The organism is Miltoncostaea oceani (genome assembly GCF_018141545.1).
In the GTDB taxonomy this organism is placed as follows: Bacteria; Actinomycetota; Thermoleophilia; order Miltoncostaeales; family Miltoncostaeaceae; genus Miltoncostaea; species Miltoncostaea oceani.
This window is the reverse complement of the sequence record NZ_CP064356.1, coordinates 1,970,691-1,988,146: the sequence shown is the minus strand read 5'-3', so window position 1 is coordinate 1,988,146 and position 17,456 is coordinate 1,970,691. Positions and strand designations below refer to the sequence as shown.

At 75.0% G+C, this 17,456-nt stretch carries 15 protein-coding genes; 12 read left to right on the top strand and 3 right to left on the bottom strand.

From position 1 onward, the window contains the following. Positions 1-1,185 (top strand): ice-binding family protein, encoded by a 1,185-nt coding sequence (locus IU369_RS10155; RefSeq protein ID WP_217920864.1) that lies wholly within the window; start codon positions 1-3, stop codon positions 1,183-1,185. Between the two features lie 141 nt (positions 1,186-1,326). Here the strand turns inward: IU369_RS10155 and IU369_RS10150 are convergent, their stop codons facing one another. Further along, positions 1,327-1,929 carry a superoxide dismutase gene (locus IU369_RS10150; protein ID WP_217920863.1) on the bottom strand — a complete coding sequence of 201 codons (603 nt, stop codon included), beginning with the start codon at positions 1,927-1,929 and terminating at the stop codon, positions 1,327-1,329. 251 nt (positions 1,930-2,180) lie between these two features. Here IU369_RS10150 and IU369_RS10145 point away from each other — a divergent pair, with 251 nt between their 5' ends. The 4 genes from IU369_RS10145 (at position 2,181) to recA (ending at position 7,903) form a co-directional block, all read left to right on the top strand. After that, positions 2,181-4,481: an FtsK/SpoIIIE family DNA translocase gene (locus IU369_RS10145; RefSeq protein WP_217920862.1), complete on the top strand. Its 2,301-nt coding sequence runs from the start codon at positions 2,181-2,183 to the stop codon at positions 4,479-4,481. Between the two features lie 55 nt (positions 4,482-4,536). Continuing rightward, a complete protein-coding gene (locus IU369_RS10140) occupies positions 4,537-5,385 on the top strand; it encodes a helix-turn-helix domain-containing protein (RefSeq protein ID WP_343233151.1) in 849 nt (282 codons plus the stop codon). Between the two features lie 19 nt (positions 5,386-5,404). Next, the gene (locus tag IU369_RS10135) at positions 5,405-6,658 is read left to right on the top strand and encodes a competence/damage-inducible protein A (protein ID WP_217920860.1); all 1,254 of its coding nucleotides are present in this window, start codon (positions 5,405-5,407) and stop codon (positions 6,656-6,658) included. Between the two features lie 165 nt (positions 6,659-6,823). After that, complete coding sequence (gene recA / locus IU369_RS10130) at positions 6,824-7,903, top strand: recombinase RecA (protein WP_246551237.1); 1,080 nt, start codon at positions 6,824-6,826, stop codon at positions 7,901-7,903. A gap of 111 nt (positions 7,904-8,014) precedes the next feature. Here the strand turns inward: recA and pap are convergent, their stop codons facing one another. Then, a complete protein-coding gene (gene pap / locus IU369_RS10125) occupies positions 8,015-9,490 on the bottom strand; it encodes a polyphosphate:AMP phosphotransferase (protein WP_217920858.1) in 1,476 nt (491 codons plus the stop codon). An 85-nt stretch (positions 9,491-9,575) separates the two neighbouring features. Beyond that, positions 9,576-10,727: a M24 family metallopeptidase gene (locus IU369_RS10120; RefSeq protein WP_217920857.1), complete on the bottom strand. Its 1,152-nt coding sequence runs from the start codon at positions 10,725-10,727 to the stop codon at positions 9,576-9,578. A 123-nt stretch (positions 10,728-10,850) separates the two neighbouring features. On the opposite strand from IU369_RS10120, the gene IU369_RS10115 reads away from it, so the two are divergent. The 7 genes from IU369_RS10115 (at position 10,851) to IU369_RS10085 (ending at position 17,436) form a co-directional block, all read left to right on the top strand. Beyond that, positions 10,851-12,323, top strand: a complete 1,473-nt coding sequence (locus IU369_RS10115; protein WP_217920856.1) for an AAA family ATPase — start codon at positions 10,851-10,853, stop codon at positions 12,321-12,323. 28 nt (positions 12,324-12,351) lie between these two features. Continuing rightward, on the top strand, positions 12,352-13,689 hold the full coding sequence (gene miaB / locus IU369_RS10110) for a tRNA (N6-isopentenyl adenosine(37)-C2)-methylthiotransferase MiaB (RefSeq protein ID WP_217920855.1): 1,338 nt from the start codon (positions 12,352-12,354) through the stop codon (positions 13,687-13,689). Between the two features lie 13 nt (positions 13,690-13,702). Beyond that, the gene (gene miaA / locus IU369_RS10105) at positions 13,703-14,626 is read left to right on the top strand and encodes a tRNA (adenosine(37)-N6)-dimethylallyltransferase MiaA (RefSeq protein ID WP_217924358.1); all 924 of its coding nucleotides are present in this window, start codon (positions 13,703-13,705) and stop codon (positions 14,624-14,626) included. Further along, on the top strand, positions 14,623-15,438 hold the full coding sequence (dapF, locus tag IU369_RS10100; RefSeq protein WP_217920854.1) for a diaminopimelate epimerase: 816 nt from the start codon (positions 14,623-14,625) through the stop codon (positions 15,436-15,438). Before miaA ends, dapF begins: the two co-directional genes overlap by 4 nt. Beyond that, entirely contained in the window at positions 15,435-16,607 is a 1,173-nt protein-coding gene (locus IU369_RS10095; protein WP_246551482.1) for an LL-diaminopimelate aminotransferase, read from the top strand. Before dapF ends, IU369_RS10095 begins: the two co-directional genes overlap by 4 nt. Positions 16,608-16,617: 10 nt before the next feature. Next, a complete protein-coding gene (dut, locus tag IU369_RS10090; protein ID WP_217920853.1) occupies positions 16,618-17,055 on the top strand; it encodes a dUTP diphosphatase in 438 nt (145 codons plus the stop codon). Between the two features lie 87 nt (positions 17,056-17,142). Continuing rightward, on the top strand, positions 17,143-17,436 hold the full coding sequence (locus IU369_RS10085) for a hypothetical protein (RefSeq protein ID WP_217920852.1): 294 nt from the start codon (positions 17,143-17,145) through the stop codon (positions 17,434-17,436). The last annotated feature ends 20 nt before the right edge of the window (positions 17,437-17,456 follow it).

The window sequence follows — 17,456 nt, the reverse complement described above, 5'->3', positions numbered from 1 at the left end:
GTGCTCGCTCCGTCGCTCACGAGCAACGGCCCGACGGCGATGTCGGAGGACCTCGGCAGCTCCGTCGCCGTCGCCGGCGACGCCGCCCCGATCGTGCTCGGTCAGACCCGCATCGGCGCGGGCGCCGCACCCGCCCAGGCCGACCTGGACCTCGCCTACGGCGACGCCGTCCTCCGCCCCGGCGTGCCGTTCGCCGTCGCCGACCTCGCCGGCGCGACGCTGACGCCGGGCGTGTACTACTCGACCGCCGCGATGGGCTTCACGGCGGGCGGCACCCTGACGCTGGACGGTGGCGGCGACCCCGACGCCGTCTTCATCCTCCAGATCGGCGGGGCCCTCACCGTGGGGGCGTCGGCGCAGGTCGCCCTCGTCGGCGACGCCGATCCCTGCAACGTGTTCTGGGCGGTGAACGGCGCGACGACGATCGGCGCGACCTCCCGGTTCGCCGGAACGGTGATGGCCGACCTCGGCATCACCGTCGGCGCCGGCAGCCGCGTCGACGGCCGCCTGCTCGCCGACACGGCGGCGATCACCCTCGCGTCGACCGCGGTGCGCACCGCGTGCGCGGCGACGGTGGTCGTGCCGGGCCCCGCCGGCCCCGCCGGTCCCGCGGGTCCCGCGGGCGTCGACGGCGCGGACGGCGCGGACGGCGCGGACGGCGCGACCGGCCCCGCCGGCCCCGCGGGTGCGACGGGCCCCACCGGGCTCACGGGCCCCATCGGGCCCACGGGGCTGATCGGGTTGATGGGCCCCGTCGGCGCGGCGGGATCGCCCGGCCCCCGCGGCCTCGACGGCCCCGCGGGTCCGGCCGCCCCGGTGGCGGGCACGACCCGCCTCTGCGTGACCCACCGGGCAGCGGCCCCGACGGTCCGGCCCGGCGGCCGGATGCGGTGGACGACGGCCGTCCGCAACTGCGGACGCGTCACCGCCGACGGCGTCACCGTCACCGCCCGTCCCGGCGGTCGCGCGACGACCCACGACAGCGGCGGCGGCCGGATCGTGCGCGGCGGGGTGACGTGGGACGTGGGCGCCCTCGCGCCGGGCGTCCACCGGGTCTACCGGACCACCGTCGGGCTCCGCACCGTCACCCGCCCCGGTCGCCTCGCGAGCACGGTCGTGGCCGACGCCCCCAACAGCGCCCCCGCGGTCGTCACCGCCACCACCACCGTGACGCCGGGCGACTGACCCCGGAACGACCGACGCCCCCGCTCATGCGAGCGGGGGCGTCGGGTTCCGTCCGTCCGGCGGCCGTCCCCGGCGGGGCCGGGTACCGCCGTCCGCGCCGTCCTCGCGATCAGCGGCGACGCCGCCGCGGGAGGCGCGTGGTCACAGCTCCTTGGCGATCCGCTCCCAGCGACCGGACACGTCGGCCCAGTCGATGTTGGCGACGAAGGCCTCGATGTACTTCGGGCGCGCCGTCGAGAAGTCGCGGATGTACGAGTGCTCGTACACGTCGAGCGCGAGGATCGGGGTGGCGTTCCAGACGGGGAACGTGTTCTGGGCGTCGCCGATGTAGACGTCGAGGCGGGACCAGTCCCAGTCCCAGGCGACCCAGGCCCAGCCGCGACCGGCCATGCCACCGGCCTTCAGCTCGGTGATCATCGCGTCGTGGGAGCCGAAGTCCTTCTCGACCTGACCGGCGAGCACGTCGGACGGCGAGCCGCCCTGGTTGCCGAGGTTGTTGAAGTAGAGCTCGTGGTTCTTGATGCCGCCGATCGCGAACGTGAGCTGCTCGCGCAGGCCGCGGTACTCGGAGTAGATCTGGTTCGCGGCGGAGCGGTCGGCGCCCCCGAGCTTCTCCTGGACCTCGTTGTACTTCTTCACATAGGCCTCGTAGAGACCCCAGTGGGCCTCCACCGACTCGGCGGAGATCCCGTCGAGCTTCAGGATCTTGTCGGGCTTCGCGATGGGTGAGAGCTGATGGGCCACAGGAGCCTCCTGGTGCGTGTCCGGTTCGGGATTCCAGTCACGAACCCTAGCCCGGCAGGAAGACCGACGCCCACGGCCAATCCCTCCGACGCGGGCGTGCGCCCGTACGTCGCGCATCCAGGAGGTGTGAGATCGGCACGCAGGTCGCCCATTCGAGCCGGCGCCGCCGCCCCGCGAAGCCCGCGGGCCGCGGGTCGCGCAACGACGCCCAGACGCGCGAGCTGATCGGCCTCGGCCTCGTCGCCCTCGGCGTGTTCCTCGCCGTCTCCCTCTTCCTCGGCTTCGGCGCCGGCCCGGTCGGCGGGTGGCTCGAGGACGGGCTGCGCCTGCTCGTGGGCCGCGCGGTCGCCCTCGCCCCCCTGACGCTGATCCTGGTCGGCATCGCGCTGATCCTCGACCACCCGCTGCTCGCCGCCCGGCCCCTGCGCCTCGGCGTCGGCATCGGCGCGTTCGCGCTGCTGGTCGCCCTCGCGGGCGGGAGCCTCGGGACGGGCGGCACCGAGCGGGTGTCGTGGTTCGACGACGGCCTCGGCGGCCGCGGCGGCTACATCGGCGAGCTCGGCTACTGGGCGACGAGCAGCACCGTCGGCGGGTTCGGCACCGCGCTGCTGGTGCTCGTCGGCCTGATCGCGGCGGTCGTCCTGATCTCGGGGGCCTCCCTCGGCGTCGCGGTGCGGCGCGGGGGGGAGGGCGCCGTGGTCGCCTCCCGCCAGGTCGGCCGTGTCGCGACGACCGCGACCACCGCCACGGTCCGCGGCGTGCGGGAGCGCATCGACGCGATCGAGCCGCCCACCCTGATCGGGCGCCGGCGTGCCCGGCTCGCGGCCGCCCGGCCGCTCGTGGACGGCGCCGACGCCTTCTCCGACCTCTTCGACGGCCCGTCGGGCATGCCGCCGTCGCCCGCCCTGGTGGGCGAGCACGTGGAGGAGGAGATCCTCCCGCGCACCGCGACCCCGCTGACGGCGGCCGTCGCCCTCGCCCCCGCGCCGGCACCGGCCCACGCCGAGCCGGTCGAGCAGCTCGGGCTGGCGGAGGAGGCGCCCGACCTCGAGGTGTTCGCCCCGGCGCCGGAGCCGGAGCGCACCGTCCGCGGCGCCCGCACCGGCGTGGCGTACCGCCGCCCGCCGCTCAGCCTCCTGAAGCGCTCCAGCGGCCCGACGAGCCAGCCGGAGGAGCTGATCCAGCGCACGAGCCGCCTGCTGGAGGAGGCCCTCGGGCACTTCGGCATCGAGGCGAAGGTCTCCGACACGGTCGGCGGTCCCCGCGTCACGCGCTACGAGCTCCAGCTCGCCCCCGGCACGAAGGTCGGCCGGATCACGGCGCTCCGCGACGACCTGGCGTACGCGCTCGCGTCGCGGGAGGAGCTGCGGATCATCGCCCCGATCCCCGGCAAGCAGGCCGTCGGCGTCGAGGTCCCGAACCCCGAGGCCTCGCTCGTGACGCTCGGGGACATCACCCGGGAGTTCCCCGCCCACGCGGGCCCCCTGATGGCCTGGCTGGGCCTCGACCTCGGCGGCAAGCCCGTCTACATCGACCTGGCGAAGATGCCGCACCTGCTGATCGCCGGCTCGACCGGCACCGGCAAGAGCGTCTGCCTCAACGCCCTGCTCGCCTCGGTGCTGCTGCGGTCCACGCCCGAGGACCTGAAGATGATCCTGATCGACCCGAAGAAGGTCGAGCTCAACCACTACGAGAGCATCCCGCACCTGCTCACGCCGGTGGTCACGAACATGAAGGACGCCGCGGCGGTCCTCTCCAACATCGTCCGCGAGATGGAGACCCGCTACGAGCTGATGGGCATGAAGCGGGCCCGCAACCTGCGCGACTGGAACGAGGCGCGGGCGGCGTCCGGTGAGCCCCCGATGCCGACGATCCTCGTCGTCATCGACGAGCTCGCCGACCTGATGATGGTCTCGCCCGCCGAGGTGGAGGACTCCATCATCCGCCTCGCCCAGAAGAGCCGGGCGGTCGGCATCCACCTCGTCCTCGCGACGCAGCGGCCGTCGGCGGACGTCATCACCGGCATGATCAAGGCGAACGTCCCGTCGCGGATCGCGTTCGCGGTGTCGTCCCAGGTCGACTCGCGCGTCGTCCTCGACGCCGGCGGCGCGGAGTCGCTGCTCGGCCACGGCGACATGCTGTTCCGCCCCGTCGGGACGTCGCGCCTGCAGCGCCTGCAGGGCGCGTACGTCGGCGAGGACGAGATCCTCGCGATCACCGACCACTGGCGCGCGCAGGGCAAGCCCCAGATGCGCCAGGAGCTGATGGAGCGCCCGGAGCCGGTCGACGACCCCGTCGACGCCGACGCCGACGACATGATCGAGCGGGCCATCGACATGGTGGTGGAGCAGGGCACCGCGTCGGTGTCGCTGCTGCAGCGCCGCCTCGGCGTGGGCTACGCCCGCGCCGGGCGCCTCGTGGACGCGATGGAGCGCATGGGGATCGTGTCGGGCCACGAGGGGTCGAAGCCGCGCACCGTCCTGGTGGGCGCCGGCGACGTCGACCGCATCCTGCGCCGGTCCCCGGAGGCCGAGGAGGACGACGAGGCGTAGGGACGGGTTGCACGGCGCGCGCGAACTGGGCTAGGGTGCCGCACCGAGCGGCCGGATGCCGCTCGCCGACGCGCCCATGTTCGAAATCGGAAACACACTCCGTGAGGCTCGCCTCCGCCGAGGGTTGGACATCCTCGACTGCGAGGCCGAGACCAAGATCAGAGCCAAATACCTCCGGGCGATGGAAGAGGAGCAGTTCGACCTCATGCCGTCGCCGACGTACGTGCGCGGGTTCCTCCGCACGTACGCCGACTTCCTCGACCTCGACGGCCGCCTGGTCCTCGACGAGTACGAGTCCCGGTTCGGGGAGTTCCGCGAGTTCCGCGGGTCCGAGAGCGGGCTGTCGTCGCGGGTCCCGCGGCCCGGGGCCGCGCCCCGCAGCCACCGGGACCTGTCGTCGCCCCGCCGCCGCCAGGGCACGCCTCCGCGGCGCCGTGCGCGTCCGCGCCGCACCGAGGTGCAGCTGCTGTGGCTCGCGATCGGCGGCGTCATGACCGTCGCGCTCCTGATCTGGCTGGGTGTGGGCGAGAGCTCGACCCCGGCCGTGATCTCCCCGACGTCGCCCCCCGGCGCCGCCGGCCTCACGACACCGGCGGTCACGGAGCCCGACACCGACTCCACGGAGCGCCCGCAGCCGGCGAAGCGCACCGCCATCGTCCTCACGGGCACCGGCGAGAACGGCTGCTGGGTCGAGGTGCGCAGCCGCACCGCCAACGGCCGCGTGGTGTTCACCGGCGTCATCGCCCCCGGGCAGACGCAGACCTTCCGCGTCGCGCAGGGCGTCTGGGTGCGGGCGTCGAACCCCGCCGAGCTCGACGTGAAGATCGGGAAGCGGCCGACCACCACCCTCGGCACCGAGGGCGGCGCGTGGCTCCTGACGACCACCGGGGTCCAGGACGCCTGACCGGCGGGACGTCGCCGCGGTGCGGGCGGCGGTGCTCATCACCGGTGACGAGGTGCTGCGCGGCCGGATCCAGGAGCGCAACGCCGGCCACCTCGCGCGCGACCTCGGGTCGCGCGGCGTCGAGGTCTCTCGGTGGGAGATGGTCTCCGACGACCTCCCCGACATCGCGGACGCGCTCGCGCGGCTGATCGCGTCGGGCGTGGACCTCGTCTGCGTCTCCGGGGGGCTCGGCCCGACCCACGACGACGTCACGATGGAGGCGGTGGCCCGGGCCACCGGACGCGCCCTGCACCTCGACCGCGAGGCCCTGGCGCTGGTGGCGTCCCGGGTCATCCGCATCGACGCGTCCGAGGAGGTGCGCCGGCGCGTCCAGGAGAAGCAGGCGACGCTGCCCGTGGGCTCGGTGATGCTGCCCCCGCCGGGCACCGCCCCCGGCTGCCTCCTGGAGCACGACGGCGTCGTGGTGGCGGTCCTGCCCGGTCCGCCGTGGGAGCTCGCGCGCATGTGGGCGGACGCCGTGGGGCGCGAGCCCCTCGCGGGGGTGCTGGCCCGCGCCGCCGTGGCGGACGAGCGGGTGCTGCGGCTGTACGCCGTCCCCGAGTCGCAGCTGATCGCGGCGGTCGACGGCTTCGACCCCGCGGCGTGGGAGCGGCTGCGCGTCGGGATCTGCGCACGCGAGGGCGAGCTGGAGGTGACGGTGCGGGTCGACCCCGCGGACCGCGACGCCGCCGACGCCCTGGAGGAGATGATCGCCGCGGGGGTGGGGGACGCCCTCTTCAGCCGCGACGGCGCGACGGTCGACGAGGTGGTGGCGCGGCGGCTCGTCGCGGCCGGTCAGACGGTGGCGGTCGCGGAGTCGTGCACGGGCGGGGGGCTCGGCGCCCGGCTGACCGCGCGGCCGGGGTCGTCGGCCTACGTGCGCGGCGGCGTCATCGCCTACGCCGACGACGTGAAGTCCGCGCTGCTCGGGGTGGACCCCGCGATCATCCGCGCCCACGGCGCCGTCTCGGCGGAGTGCGCCGCGGCGATGGCGGCGGGCGCGCGCGAGCGCCTCGGGAGCGACTGGGCCCTCTCGGTCACGGGCGTCGCGGGTCCGGGCGGCGGAACGGACGACAAGCCGGTCGGCACGGTCCACGTCGGCCTCGCGGGCCCGGTGGGGGCCCGGCACGTGGCGCTGGGACGCGGGGGCTCGCGCGAGGCGATCCGCTCCCGGTCGGTCGCCGCGGCGCTGCACCTGCTGCGCCGCGCGCTGGAGGAGCCGCCCGCAGTGTGACGTCCGCCGGCGCCCCCGCGGCGCCGTTCCGGCACGATCGCCGGGAACACGTGTTCGATATCCGGCCGGACCCCGCACTATGATCTCCACCAGTCGCCGGGTGGGTGGTCCGCAGGGTTGCTCCGCCGGCAGTCATGGAACACCACCCCCTCGAGGAGGCCCTCCGTGGAGAAGCACGAGGCGCTGGGCTCGGCCGTCGCGCAGATCGAGCGTCAGTTCGGCAAGGGCTCGATCATGAAGATGAGCGACAGCGCACTGACCGAGGTCTCCGCCGTGCCGACGGGGTCGCTCGCGCTCGACATCGCGCTCGGCATCGGCGGCATCCCGCGCGGGAGGATCGTCGAGGTCTTCGGCCCGGAGAGCTCCGGCAAGACGACGATGCTCTACCACCTGATCGCCCAGGCACAGAAGCGCGGCGGGCTCTGCGCCTTCATCGACGCCGAGCACGCGATGGACCCGACCTACGCCAAGGCGATCGGCGTCGACGTCGACGAGCTGCTGCTCTCGCAGCCCGACCACGGCGAGCAGGCGCTCGAGATCGCCGACCTCCTGGTCCGCTCCGCCGCGCTCGACGTGGTCGCGATCGACTCGGTGGCGGCGCTCGTGCCGAAGGCCGAGATCGAGGGCGAGATGGGGGACACCCACGTCGGCCTCCAGGCCCGCCTCATGTCGCAGGCGCTGCGCAAGCTCGCCGGCAACCTGAACCGCGCCGGCACGATCTGCATCTTCACGAACCAGCTGCGCGAGAAGATCGGCGTCATGTTCGGCTCGCCCGAGACGACGCCGGGTGGGCGCGCCCTCAAGTTCTACGCGTCGGTGCGCCTCGACATCCGCCGCATCGAGACCCTCAAGGAGGGCACGGAGGCCGTCGGCAACCGCGCCCGGGTGAAGGTCGTGAAGAACAAGGTGGCCCCGCCGTTCCGGCAGGCCGAGTTCGACATCATCTACGGCGAGGGCATCTCCCACGAGGGCAACCTCATCGACCTCGGCGTCGAGCGCGGGATGGTCCAGAAGAGCGGGGCGTACTTCTCGTTCGGTGACGAGCGCCTCGGCCAGGGCCGCCACGCGGCGCGGGCGTTCCTGCGGGAGCACTCCGACATCGCCGACCAGCTCGAGGCGAAGATCCGCGAGGACGCGGGTGTCCCCGGGCACCCCGCCTTCGACCCGGCGACGGGCGAGATCATCGAGCACGCCGCGGGCACGGCCACGCCGAAGACCCCCAAGCTGGCCCCCGCCAAGCGCTAGGCGCCGTGGGGGCCGGCCCCCGGGCCGGCCCCCACGTGGACCGGGGCGTACGGGTGCCGGGCCCGCGGCCCGGACCGCGGTCTCCCCGGCCGGGCCCGCCGGGGCTGCGCGTCAGCCCTTGAGCGCCCGCTTCAGCCCGGAGGTGAGGATGTCGAGCACCTCGACGCGGGCGTGCTGCTTGTCCTCGGCGCTCACGAGGTGCCACGGGACGGCGTCGGTGGAGGTGCGCAGCACCATCTGGTCGACGGCGCCGTCGTACTCCTCCCACCGGTCGCGGTTCCGGTAGTCCTCGTCCGTGATCTTGTACTTCTTGTACGGCGTCTCCTCGCGGGCCTCGAACCGGGCGAGCTGCTCCTCGCGGGAGATGTGGAGCCAGAACTTCTGGACGAGGCAGCCCGACTCGACGAGCTGGGCCTCGAAGTCGTTGATCTCGTCGTAGCCGCGTTGCCATTCGGCGGCGCTCGCGAGGCCCTCGACCCGCTCCACCAGCACCCGGCCGTACCACGAGCGGTCGAAGATCACCGTCTCGCCGGGGCGCGGCAGCGCGCGCCAGAACCGCCACAGGTAGTGGTAGCGCAGCTCCTCCACCGTCGGCGCCGCGACCGGGACGACGCGGTAGTCGCCGACCTCGAGGGCGGCGGTGCAGCGGCGGACGACGCCGCCCTTGCCCGCGGCGTCCCAGCCCTCGAACGCGAGCACCGTCGGCAGCCCGGCCTCCCGCGCCTCGAGCGACAGGCCGTGCAGGCGGCGCTGGAGCTTCTCGAGCCGCGTGCGGTAGTCGCCCCGCGACATCCGCGCCGACAGGTCGACGCCCGCGAGCGCCGTCGTCTCGCCGGGACGGGACGTGAACATCTCGACGGGCGCGCTCGGCACCTCGGGCGGCGGCCCCGCGAGGCGGCCGGTCAGGGCGTCGAGGATGGCGCGGGCGACGGTGACGTCGCGGTGGCGCGGGTCGGTCGCCTCGACGACCGTCCACGGCGCCCCCGGGGCGGAGGTCCGGCGCAGGAAGCGCTCGACGTACGGCCGCGCCTCGGCGTTCGTGTCGAGCATCTCCCAGTCGCGGGCGTCGACCCGCCACGTGCTCGCGCCGTCCCCACCCGACTCGAGCCGTGCCCGCTGCTCGTCGGCGGGGGTGTGGAGGAAGATCTTCACCACCAGCCCGCCGTCGGTCAGCAGCTCCGTCTGGAACGCCTCCAGGTGCCCCGTCCATGCGTCGATGTCGGCGTCGTCGATCCGGCCGTCGAGGCGGGCGGCGATCTGCCGCATCAGCCCACCGACGCAGATGGCCATGCGGCCGCGTGCCGGCATGGCCCGCCACAGGCGCCACAGGGCGGGCCGCCCCTCCTCCTCCGGGCGCCGGTCCCCGAAGACGCTCGTGTCGATGTGGCGGGCGTCCATCCACTCGTGGAGGCGCTTGACCACCTCGCTCCCGGCGAGGCGGTCGTCGCCGGCGATGAACACCATCACGGGGAAGTCGGCGCCCGTGAGGTCGAACTGGGCGTTCAGCAGGTCGACGCGCAGCGCGGGGACGACCTCCTTGAACTCGTCCTTCCCGAGCCGGCTGCCCCTCTCGGCCCCAGCGAGCACGCGGTACCCCCTCGTCGTCGGCCGCCGGGACACGGGCCGGCGCCCGGCCGATCGTACCCCCCGGCGACCGGGCCGGGCGACGCCCTCAGGGCGCCAGGCCGTAGTCGTAGTCGGTGAGCGTCTCGTGGCCGTCGGCGGTGACGAGGATCAGGTCCTCCAGGCGGACGCCCCCGATGCCGGGGATGCCCTCGATCCCCGGCTCGATGGCGATCACGTCGCCGGCGACGAGGTCGTGCTCCCGCGACAGGCCGAGCGATGGCGGCTCGTGGACCTCCAGGCCCACGCCGTGCCCCAGCGAGAAGTAGAAGCCGTGGGTCAGCGTCTCGCCCGCCGCGCGGGTCCGCAGGGTCGGGTGCCCGGCGTCCTCGATCACCTGGGCGGCCGCCTCGTAGAGGGCCCGGCCGGGGACGCCGGGGCGGATCAGGGCCCGCGCCGCCTCGATGGCCTCCCGCACCACGGCGTGCAGCGCGGCGACCTCGGGCGGGACGTCCCCGACCACGAACGTGCGGGTCATGTCGGCCCAGCAGCCCGACTCCTCGTCACGCGGCCAGAGGTCGATCTGGATCGGCAGGCCCGCCGGGAGCGGCCCGGTGCCGGAGTCGTGGCCACCACCCGACCAGGCGCTCACGACCATGATGTCCGGCGGCGCCGGCGCGCCCGCGGCGGCGCACGCGTCGCGGACGGCCGCCCGCACCCGCTCGGACGTGAGCGGCTCCCCGTCGAGCACCAGCCGGCCGCCGTCGGCGCGGGAGCTCCGCAGCAGCGCCGCGCCGGCCGCGAGGCCGCGGTGGGCGGCCTCCTGGGCACGGCGGACCCCCGCGAGCTCCGCGGCGTTCTTCACCCGCCGTCGCGCCTCGAAGGACGGGGTGTCCACGTCGAGCACGACGCCGTCGGCGCGGAGCCGGTCCGCCACGGCGACGGGCAGCGACCCGGGCACCGTCGCGCGCGTGATCCCCGCCGCCGCGACGGCCCGGGCGACGACCTCCAGCTCGGCGTCGTCGCGGGAGAGCCCGCCCTCCAGGAGCTCGAACAGGCCGAGCTGGTCGATCATCAGCAGCTCCGCGTCCGGGAGGACCGCCGCGATCCGGTCGCGCTCCAGCGCGTTCGTCAGCACGATCGGCCGGCCGTCCCGCTCCATGAAAAGGAACGGGTCGCCGATGGCGACCGGCACCTCGTGCCGCATGACCGGCGAGCGCTCGGTGTCGCCGTGGATCAGGATGTCGCCGCTCGCGGACATGGCTTCCTCCTCTGCGGGGTGCCGGGTGCGCCCCCGGCGGTTTCTGCCACATGTGATCCGATCACACCGGCGATGCACCGTGCGCGCTACCGCCGTGTCCGGGGGGTGACCTACCCTCGTCACGTGGGCGACCACCCCGCCACGGACCTCGACCGCCTCGCACGCGACCTCGGCGTGCTGGTGCGCCGGCTGCTGCAGTCCGTCCCGGAGGGCGCGGGCGACGACGTGCAGGCGGGGGCCCTCCTGCGGGAGCACCTCGGGGAGGGGGCGGCGACGATGCCCCTCGTGGCCGACACGTTCTCCCGCTGGGACCAGGCGAACCTGCAGCTCGCACTCGACGCGGCGATGGCGCGTGGGGGCTGGTCGGCCGAGACGTTCGGTCTGAGTGGCCAGGCACGCCACTTCGGGGCCCTCGGCCTCGGGGACATGATGCGCGCCGACCACTTCAGCGTCGGTCCCGTCGAGCACGCGACGGTCGACGTCGGACCGGGGCGCACGCTCGCCTGCATCGACTTCGCCGTGATGCTGATCCGGTCCCCGGCGGGCCCGCTCGCGGCGTTCGTCCACCGCGGCGACGACCACTTCGGGCGCGGGAGCGACGTGGAGCTGCAGGTGGTCGCCCGCGACCGCGCCGACGCGGAGCGTCTGATCGCCGACCTCCGGACGCTGATCGCGGAGCACGACGTCTACCGGGGGCAGCTGATCACCCTCGAGTCCGGGCCGGACGGCACCCGCCTCGCGTTCCTCGAGCGCCCCGACGTCGACCCTGGCGACGTGGTGCTCCCCGACGGCGCCCTCGCCCGCATCGAGCGCCACCTCGCGGGCCCGAGCGTCCACCGCGAGAAGCTCCTCGCGATGGGTCGTCACATGTCGCGCGGCCTCCTGCTCTGGGGGCCTCCCGGCACGGGCAAGACCCTGACGGTGCGCTACCTCTCCGGCCGCCTGACGGACTGCACCGTGATCGTCCTCTCCGGGGCGACGCTCGATGCGGTCGGCGCCTTCGGCACCATCGCCCGCCGGCTCGCCCCGAGCGTCGTGATCCTGGAGGACGTCGACCTCGTCGCCGAGGAGCGCACGTTCGACGGGGGCGGGGGCGAGGTGCTCTTCGAGCTGATGAACGAGATGAGCGGCCACGCCGACGACGCCGACATCGCGTTCGTGCTGACCACCAACCGGCCGGAGGCGCTGGAGCCGGCCCTTGCCGCCCGGCCGGGACGCGTCGACCTGGCCGTCGAGATCCCGCTCCCGGACGCCGCGGCCCGGGAGCGCCTCCTGGAGATCTACGGGCGAGGGCTCGACCTGCGGCTCGCGGACCGCGCGGCGGTGGTGGAGCGCACGGAGGGGGTCACCGCGTCGTTCGTGAAGGAGCTGCTGCGGAAGGCCACGCTCCGCGCCCTCGACGACGGGCGCGAGACGGTGGACGACGCCGACGTCGGGGCGGCGCTCGACGAGCTGCTGAGCGACACCGCCGCCCTGACGCGGGTGATGCTCGGCGCGGCCGGCGACCGCGCCGGCGCGGCGACGGACTGGCTGGCGCGGTTCACCGGCACCGATGACGACGACGGCGGCCTCGACGAGGTGGTCGTCCGCCTCTGACCGGGGCGCCACCGTCTAGGATCGCCCGGTGCGCTACCACCTGACCACCTTCGGGTGCCAGATGAACGACCACGACTCCGAGCGGATGCGGGGCCTCCTCGAGGGCCTCGGGTACGCGCCCGTGGAGCGGCGCGACGACGCCGACCTCATCCTCTTCAACACCTGCACCATCCGCGGCAGCGCCGACGAGCGCTTCCTCGGCAACCTCGGTGACGCGAAGCGCGTGAAGCGCGAGCGGCCGTCGACGGTGGTCGCCGTGGGCGGCTGCTGGGCCCAGAGCATGAAGGAGGAGGTGTTCCGCGAGTTCCCGTTCGTGGACATCGCGTTCGGGCCGAGCGAGGTCGCCCGCCTCGGGGAGCTCGTCGCGCGGGAGCGCATCGAGGCGGTCGGGGCGTTCAGCTTCGACGGCGCCTTCAGCGGCAGCCTGCCGTCCCGCCGGGAGCGCCCCCACCAGGCGTGGGTGCAGATGTCCGTGGGGTGCAACTGCGTCTGCGCCTACTGCGTCGTGCCGAGCGTGCGCGGCCGCGAGCGCAGCCGCCCGCCCGCCGACGTGGTGGCGGAGGCGCGGGCCCTCGCCGCCGACGGGGTCGTCGAGATCACCCTGCTCGGCCAGAACGTCAACTCCTACGGACGGGACCTGCCCCGCGAGGGGCGCGAGACGTTCGCCGGCCTGCTGCGCGCCGTCGCCGGCGTCGAGGGGATCGCCCGGGTCCGGTACACCAGCCCCCACCCGAAGGACATGAAGGCCGACGTCATCGCGGCGATGGCCGAGTGCCCCGAGGTGTGCGAGCACCTGCACCTGCCGGCGCAGTCGGGCAGCACGCGGATCCTCAAGGCGATGCGCCGCACCTACAGCCGCGACCGGTACCTGGAGCTCGTCGGCCGCCTGCGCGACGCGATCCCCGACCTGTCGCTCACCACCGACCTCATCGTCGGCTTCCCCGGTGAGACGGAGGAGGACTTCGCCGACACCCTCTCGCTCGTCGAGGAGGTCGGCTACGACGGGGCGTACACCTTCCTGTACTCGCCGCGGCCCGGCACGGAGGCGGCGGCGAACCTCCCCGACGACGTCCCGCCGGAGGTGAAGCGGGAGCGCATCGGCCGGCTGATCGAGGTGACCCAGCGCACCGCGGCCGCACGGGCCGCCCGGTTCGTCGGCACCACCGGCGAGGTGCTCGTCGAGGGCCCGTCCCGCACCGACCCCACGCGCCTGCGCGGCCGCCTCCGCCACAACATCGCCGTCAACTTCACGGGCACGGCGGCGCCCGGGACGCTCGTCGACGTCGTGATCGAGGGGTCGACGTCCACCACCCTGTCCGGCCGTCAGGTCGGCGCCCCCGTGCAGGCGGACCTCGTCCCCGCCTGAGCGACCCGAGGTCCTGGCCCTGGCCGGGCCGACGGCGTCCGGAAAGAGCGCCCTCGCCCTCGCGGCGGCCCGCGCGCTCGGCGGCGAGATCGTGGTCGCCGACCCCTTCCAGCGGTACCGGGGGCTGGAGATCGCCGCCGACGCGCCGCGTCCCGGCGAGCGCGCGGCGGTGCCGCACCACGGCGCCGGTGACCTGGACCTGACGGAGCGGTCCACGGCGGCGGGGTTCGCGGCGCTCGCCCACGCGGCGGTCGACGCGGCCCTCGCGGCGGGCCGCACGCCGGTGGTGAGCGGGGGCACCGGCCTCTACCTGCGCGCCGCGGTCGCCGATCTGGACTTCCCCCCCGAGGCGGACCCGGGGGTGCGCGCGTGGGCGGAGGACCTCGCCGCGGCCGACCCGCCGGCGGCCCTCGCGGAGCTGCGGGCCCGCGACCCCGCGGCCGCGGACCGCGTCGACCGGGCCAACCCGCGGCGCGTCGCCCGGGCGCTGGAGCTCGCCGCGGCGGGTGGCGCCGGGGGCGGCGACCGGCTGTGGAGCGGGTCGACGCGCCGGCCGACCCTGCTCGTCGCCGTCGTCCGCCCCCGGGAGGTCCTCGACGCGCGCATCGCCGCCCGCGTGCGGCGGGAGCTCGACGAGGGCCTCGTCGACGAGCTCGCGCGGGCGCTCGACACCCCCGGCGTGTCGCGTGAGGCGCTCCAGGTGATCGGAGCGCGGGAGGTGGCCGCTGTCCGCGCGGGCGCGCTCGACCCCGCGGAGCTGCCCGACCGCCTCGCGGCCCGCACCCGCCGCCTCGCGCGCAGGCAGCTGACGTGGCTCCGCAAGACGCCGGGGCTCGTGACCCTCGACCTCGGCGATGCGCCGGCGGAGGAGGCCCTGCCGCGGCTGCTCGCCCTGTGGGAGGGCGGGCCGGGCGATCCGGTACCCTCCGGGGGATGAGCCTCCCCTTCGCGAAGTGGCAGGGGCTGGGCAACCACCACCTGGTGGTCGAGCGCACCGACTGGGCGCTGCCCATCACCCCCGCACGCGCCCAGCGCATCCTCGACCCGGCGTTCGGCGTCGGCGGTGACGGCATCCTCGAGGTCTCCCACGAGGACGACGGGACGCCGCGCATGACCGTCTGGAACCCCGACGGCAGCCAGGCCGAGAACTGCGGCAACGGCATCCGCATCATCGCCCTCCACCTGCGCGACGCGGGGCGCCTGCCCGCCGACGGCCGCATCCTCACCGGTGGCGGCCCGGTGGAGGTGGCGGTGCTCGACGACGATCGCGTCGAGGTCCGGATGGGCCGGGCGCGGTTCCCCGCCGGCGAGGCCCGCGAGACCCTCGCGGTCGCCGGTGACGGCGTGGAGTTCGCCGAGGTGTCGATGGGCAACCCCCACGCGATCATCGAGCACCCCGACCCGTCGTCCGTGGTGCGGGCGCTCGGGCCGGCGATCGAGACCGACGCCCGGTTCCCGGAGCGCACCAACGTCGAGTTCGTCCGGGCCGAGGGCCCGTCGGAGCTGACGATGCGCGTGTGGGAGCGGGGCGTGGGGGAGACGCTCGCGTGCGGCACCGGCGCGTGCGCCGCGGCCGTCGCCGCGGTGCGGCTCGGGGGGCTGACCAGCCCCGTGACGGTTCACCTCGCGGGCGGCGATCTGGAGATCGCCGTCGGCGACGACCTGGAGGTGACGATGACCGGTCCGGCCGAGGAGATCTACCGGGGCGCGCTGTCCCCGGAGCTCGTGCGCGCGTTGGAGGAGCTCTGACGGGCCGCGCCGTCGGCGCCGAGAGGCTCCGCCGGCTCCCCCCGTACCTGTTCGCGCAGATCGAGCAGAAGATCGCGGCGAAGAAGGCCGCGGGAGTGGACGTGATCTCGCTCGGCATCGGCGACCCCGACACGCCGACACCCGGCTTCGTCGTCGAGACCCTGCGCGAGCAGGTCCTCCGGCCCGACACGCACCAGTACCCGTCGAACCGCGGGCGCGAGAGCTTCCGCGACGCGATCGCCGGCTTCTACGCGAACCGATTCGGCGTGTCCCTCGACCCGGGGACGCAGATCATCCCGGCGATGGGCGCGAAGGAGGCGGTGGCGAACGTCAACCTGGCGTTCCTCGACCCCGGCGACGTCGCCCTGGCGAGCGACCCCGGCTACCCCGTCTACACCACGGGTCCGCTGCTCGCGGGTGCGGAGCCGGTGCCGATGCCGCTGCTGCCGGAGCTCGGCTTCCAGCCCGACCTGACGGCGATCCCCGCCGACGTCGCGGCGCGCGCCCGGGTCATGTTCCTCAACTACCCGAACAACCCGACGGGTGGCGTGATCGAGGACGACTTCTTCGAGCGGGCGATCGCGTTCGCGCGGGCGAACGACATCATCATCGTGCACGACAACGCGTACTCGGAGATCACGTACGACGGGTACCGGGCGCCGTCGTTCCTGGAGACGCCGGGGGCGATGGACGTCGGCATCGAGATCTTCTCCCTGTCGAAGACGTACAACATGACGGGGTGGCGGGCGGGCGCCGTCGTCGGCAACGCCGACCTCGTCGCCGCGTACTGGCAGCTGAAGACGAACATCGACAGCGGCATGTTCGAGGCGCTGCAGGAGGCCGCCGCCGCGGCGCTCCGCTCGGACCAGTCGTCGGTGGCGGAGATGTGCGCGATCTACCAGCGCCGCCGCGACGTCCTCGTCGGGGCCCTGCAGCGGATCGGCCTGCGGGTCGATCCCCCGAAGGGCGCGATCTACGTGTGGGCGCGGGTGCCGGACGGCGAGACGTCGGCGTCGTTCACGGAGAAGGTGCTGGAGGAGGCCGCCGTGGTCATCTCCCCGGGCGCCGCGTACGGCCCCAGCGGGGAGGGATTCGTGCGGATGAGCCTCACCGTCCCGGACGACCGCCTGAACGAGGCCGCCGACCGGATCGCGAAGCTCGTCGGGTAGGGGGCGGGGAGTGGCGCCGGATCTGCCGGTCCGGCGCCTCCATCCCCGCGCCGTCGTCCCCGTCCGGGCCCACCCGGGCGACGCGGGGCTCGACCTCACGGCGATCGCGTCGTGCGACCTGCCGCCGGGGGGACGCGCCGCGGTCCGCACCGGCCTCGCCGTCGCCGTCCCCGACGGCCACGCGGGCCTCGTCGTCCCACGGTCCGGGCTCGCCCGCCGCCACGGCGTCACCGTCGCGAACGCCCCCGGCCTGATCGACGCCGGCTACCGCGGCGAGCTCCTCGTGCTCCTCGTCAACCTGGGCGACGCACCGCACCACGTCGCCGCCGGCGACCGCATCGCCCAGCTCGTCCTCGTCCCCGTCGCCCTCGCCGAGCCGGTCGTCGTCGACGACCTCCCCCCGTCCGACGGCCGCGGCGAGGGGGGCTTCGGCTCGACCGGGGGCTAGCGGTGCCGGACGCCCCGGGGTAAAGCCGCAGTCGCGTTCCCGACCCGCCCCGATGGGACCCGGCGCCGCGCGGGCCAGGATCGGGGGATGACGGAGCACGCGCAGCGGCAGGGTCAGCGTGAGCGGCGTCCGCTCCTGCCCACGACCGCGACGGGCCGGTGGGCGGTCGCGCTCGCCCTCGGCTTCCTCGTGCTCCAGCCGCTCTGGATGGTCCTGCCGGGTGGCGGGGCCGCCTCGTTGCTGTCGGGGCTCGCCGGTGGCGTCGTGGCGATCGTCGCCGTGCGGCGCCGGGGTGAGCGGGCGCTGGCGGTGCTCGCCGCGATGATCCCCCTGGCCCTCGTCGTCCTCCTCATCGCGGGGGAGCTGCTGCTGCCCCACTAGTGCCGCGGCGCGGCCCGCCC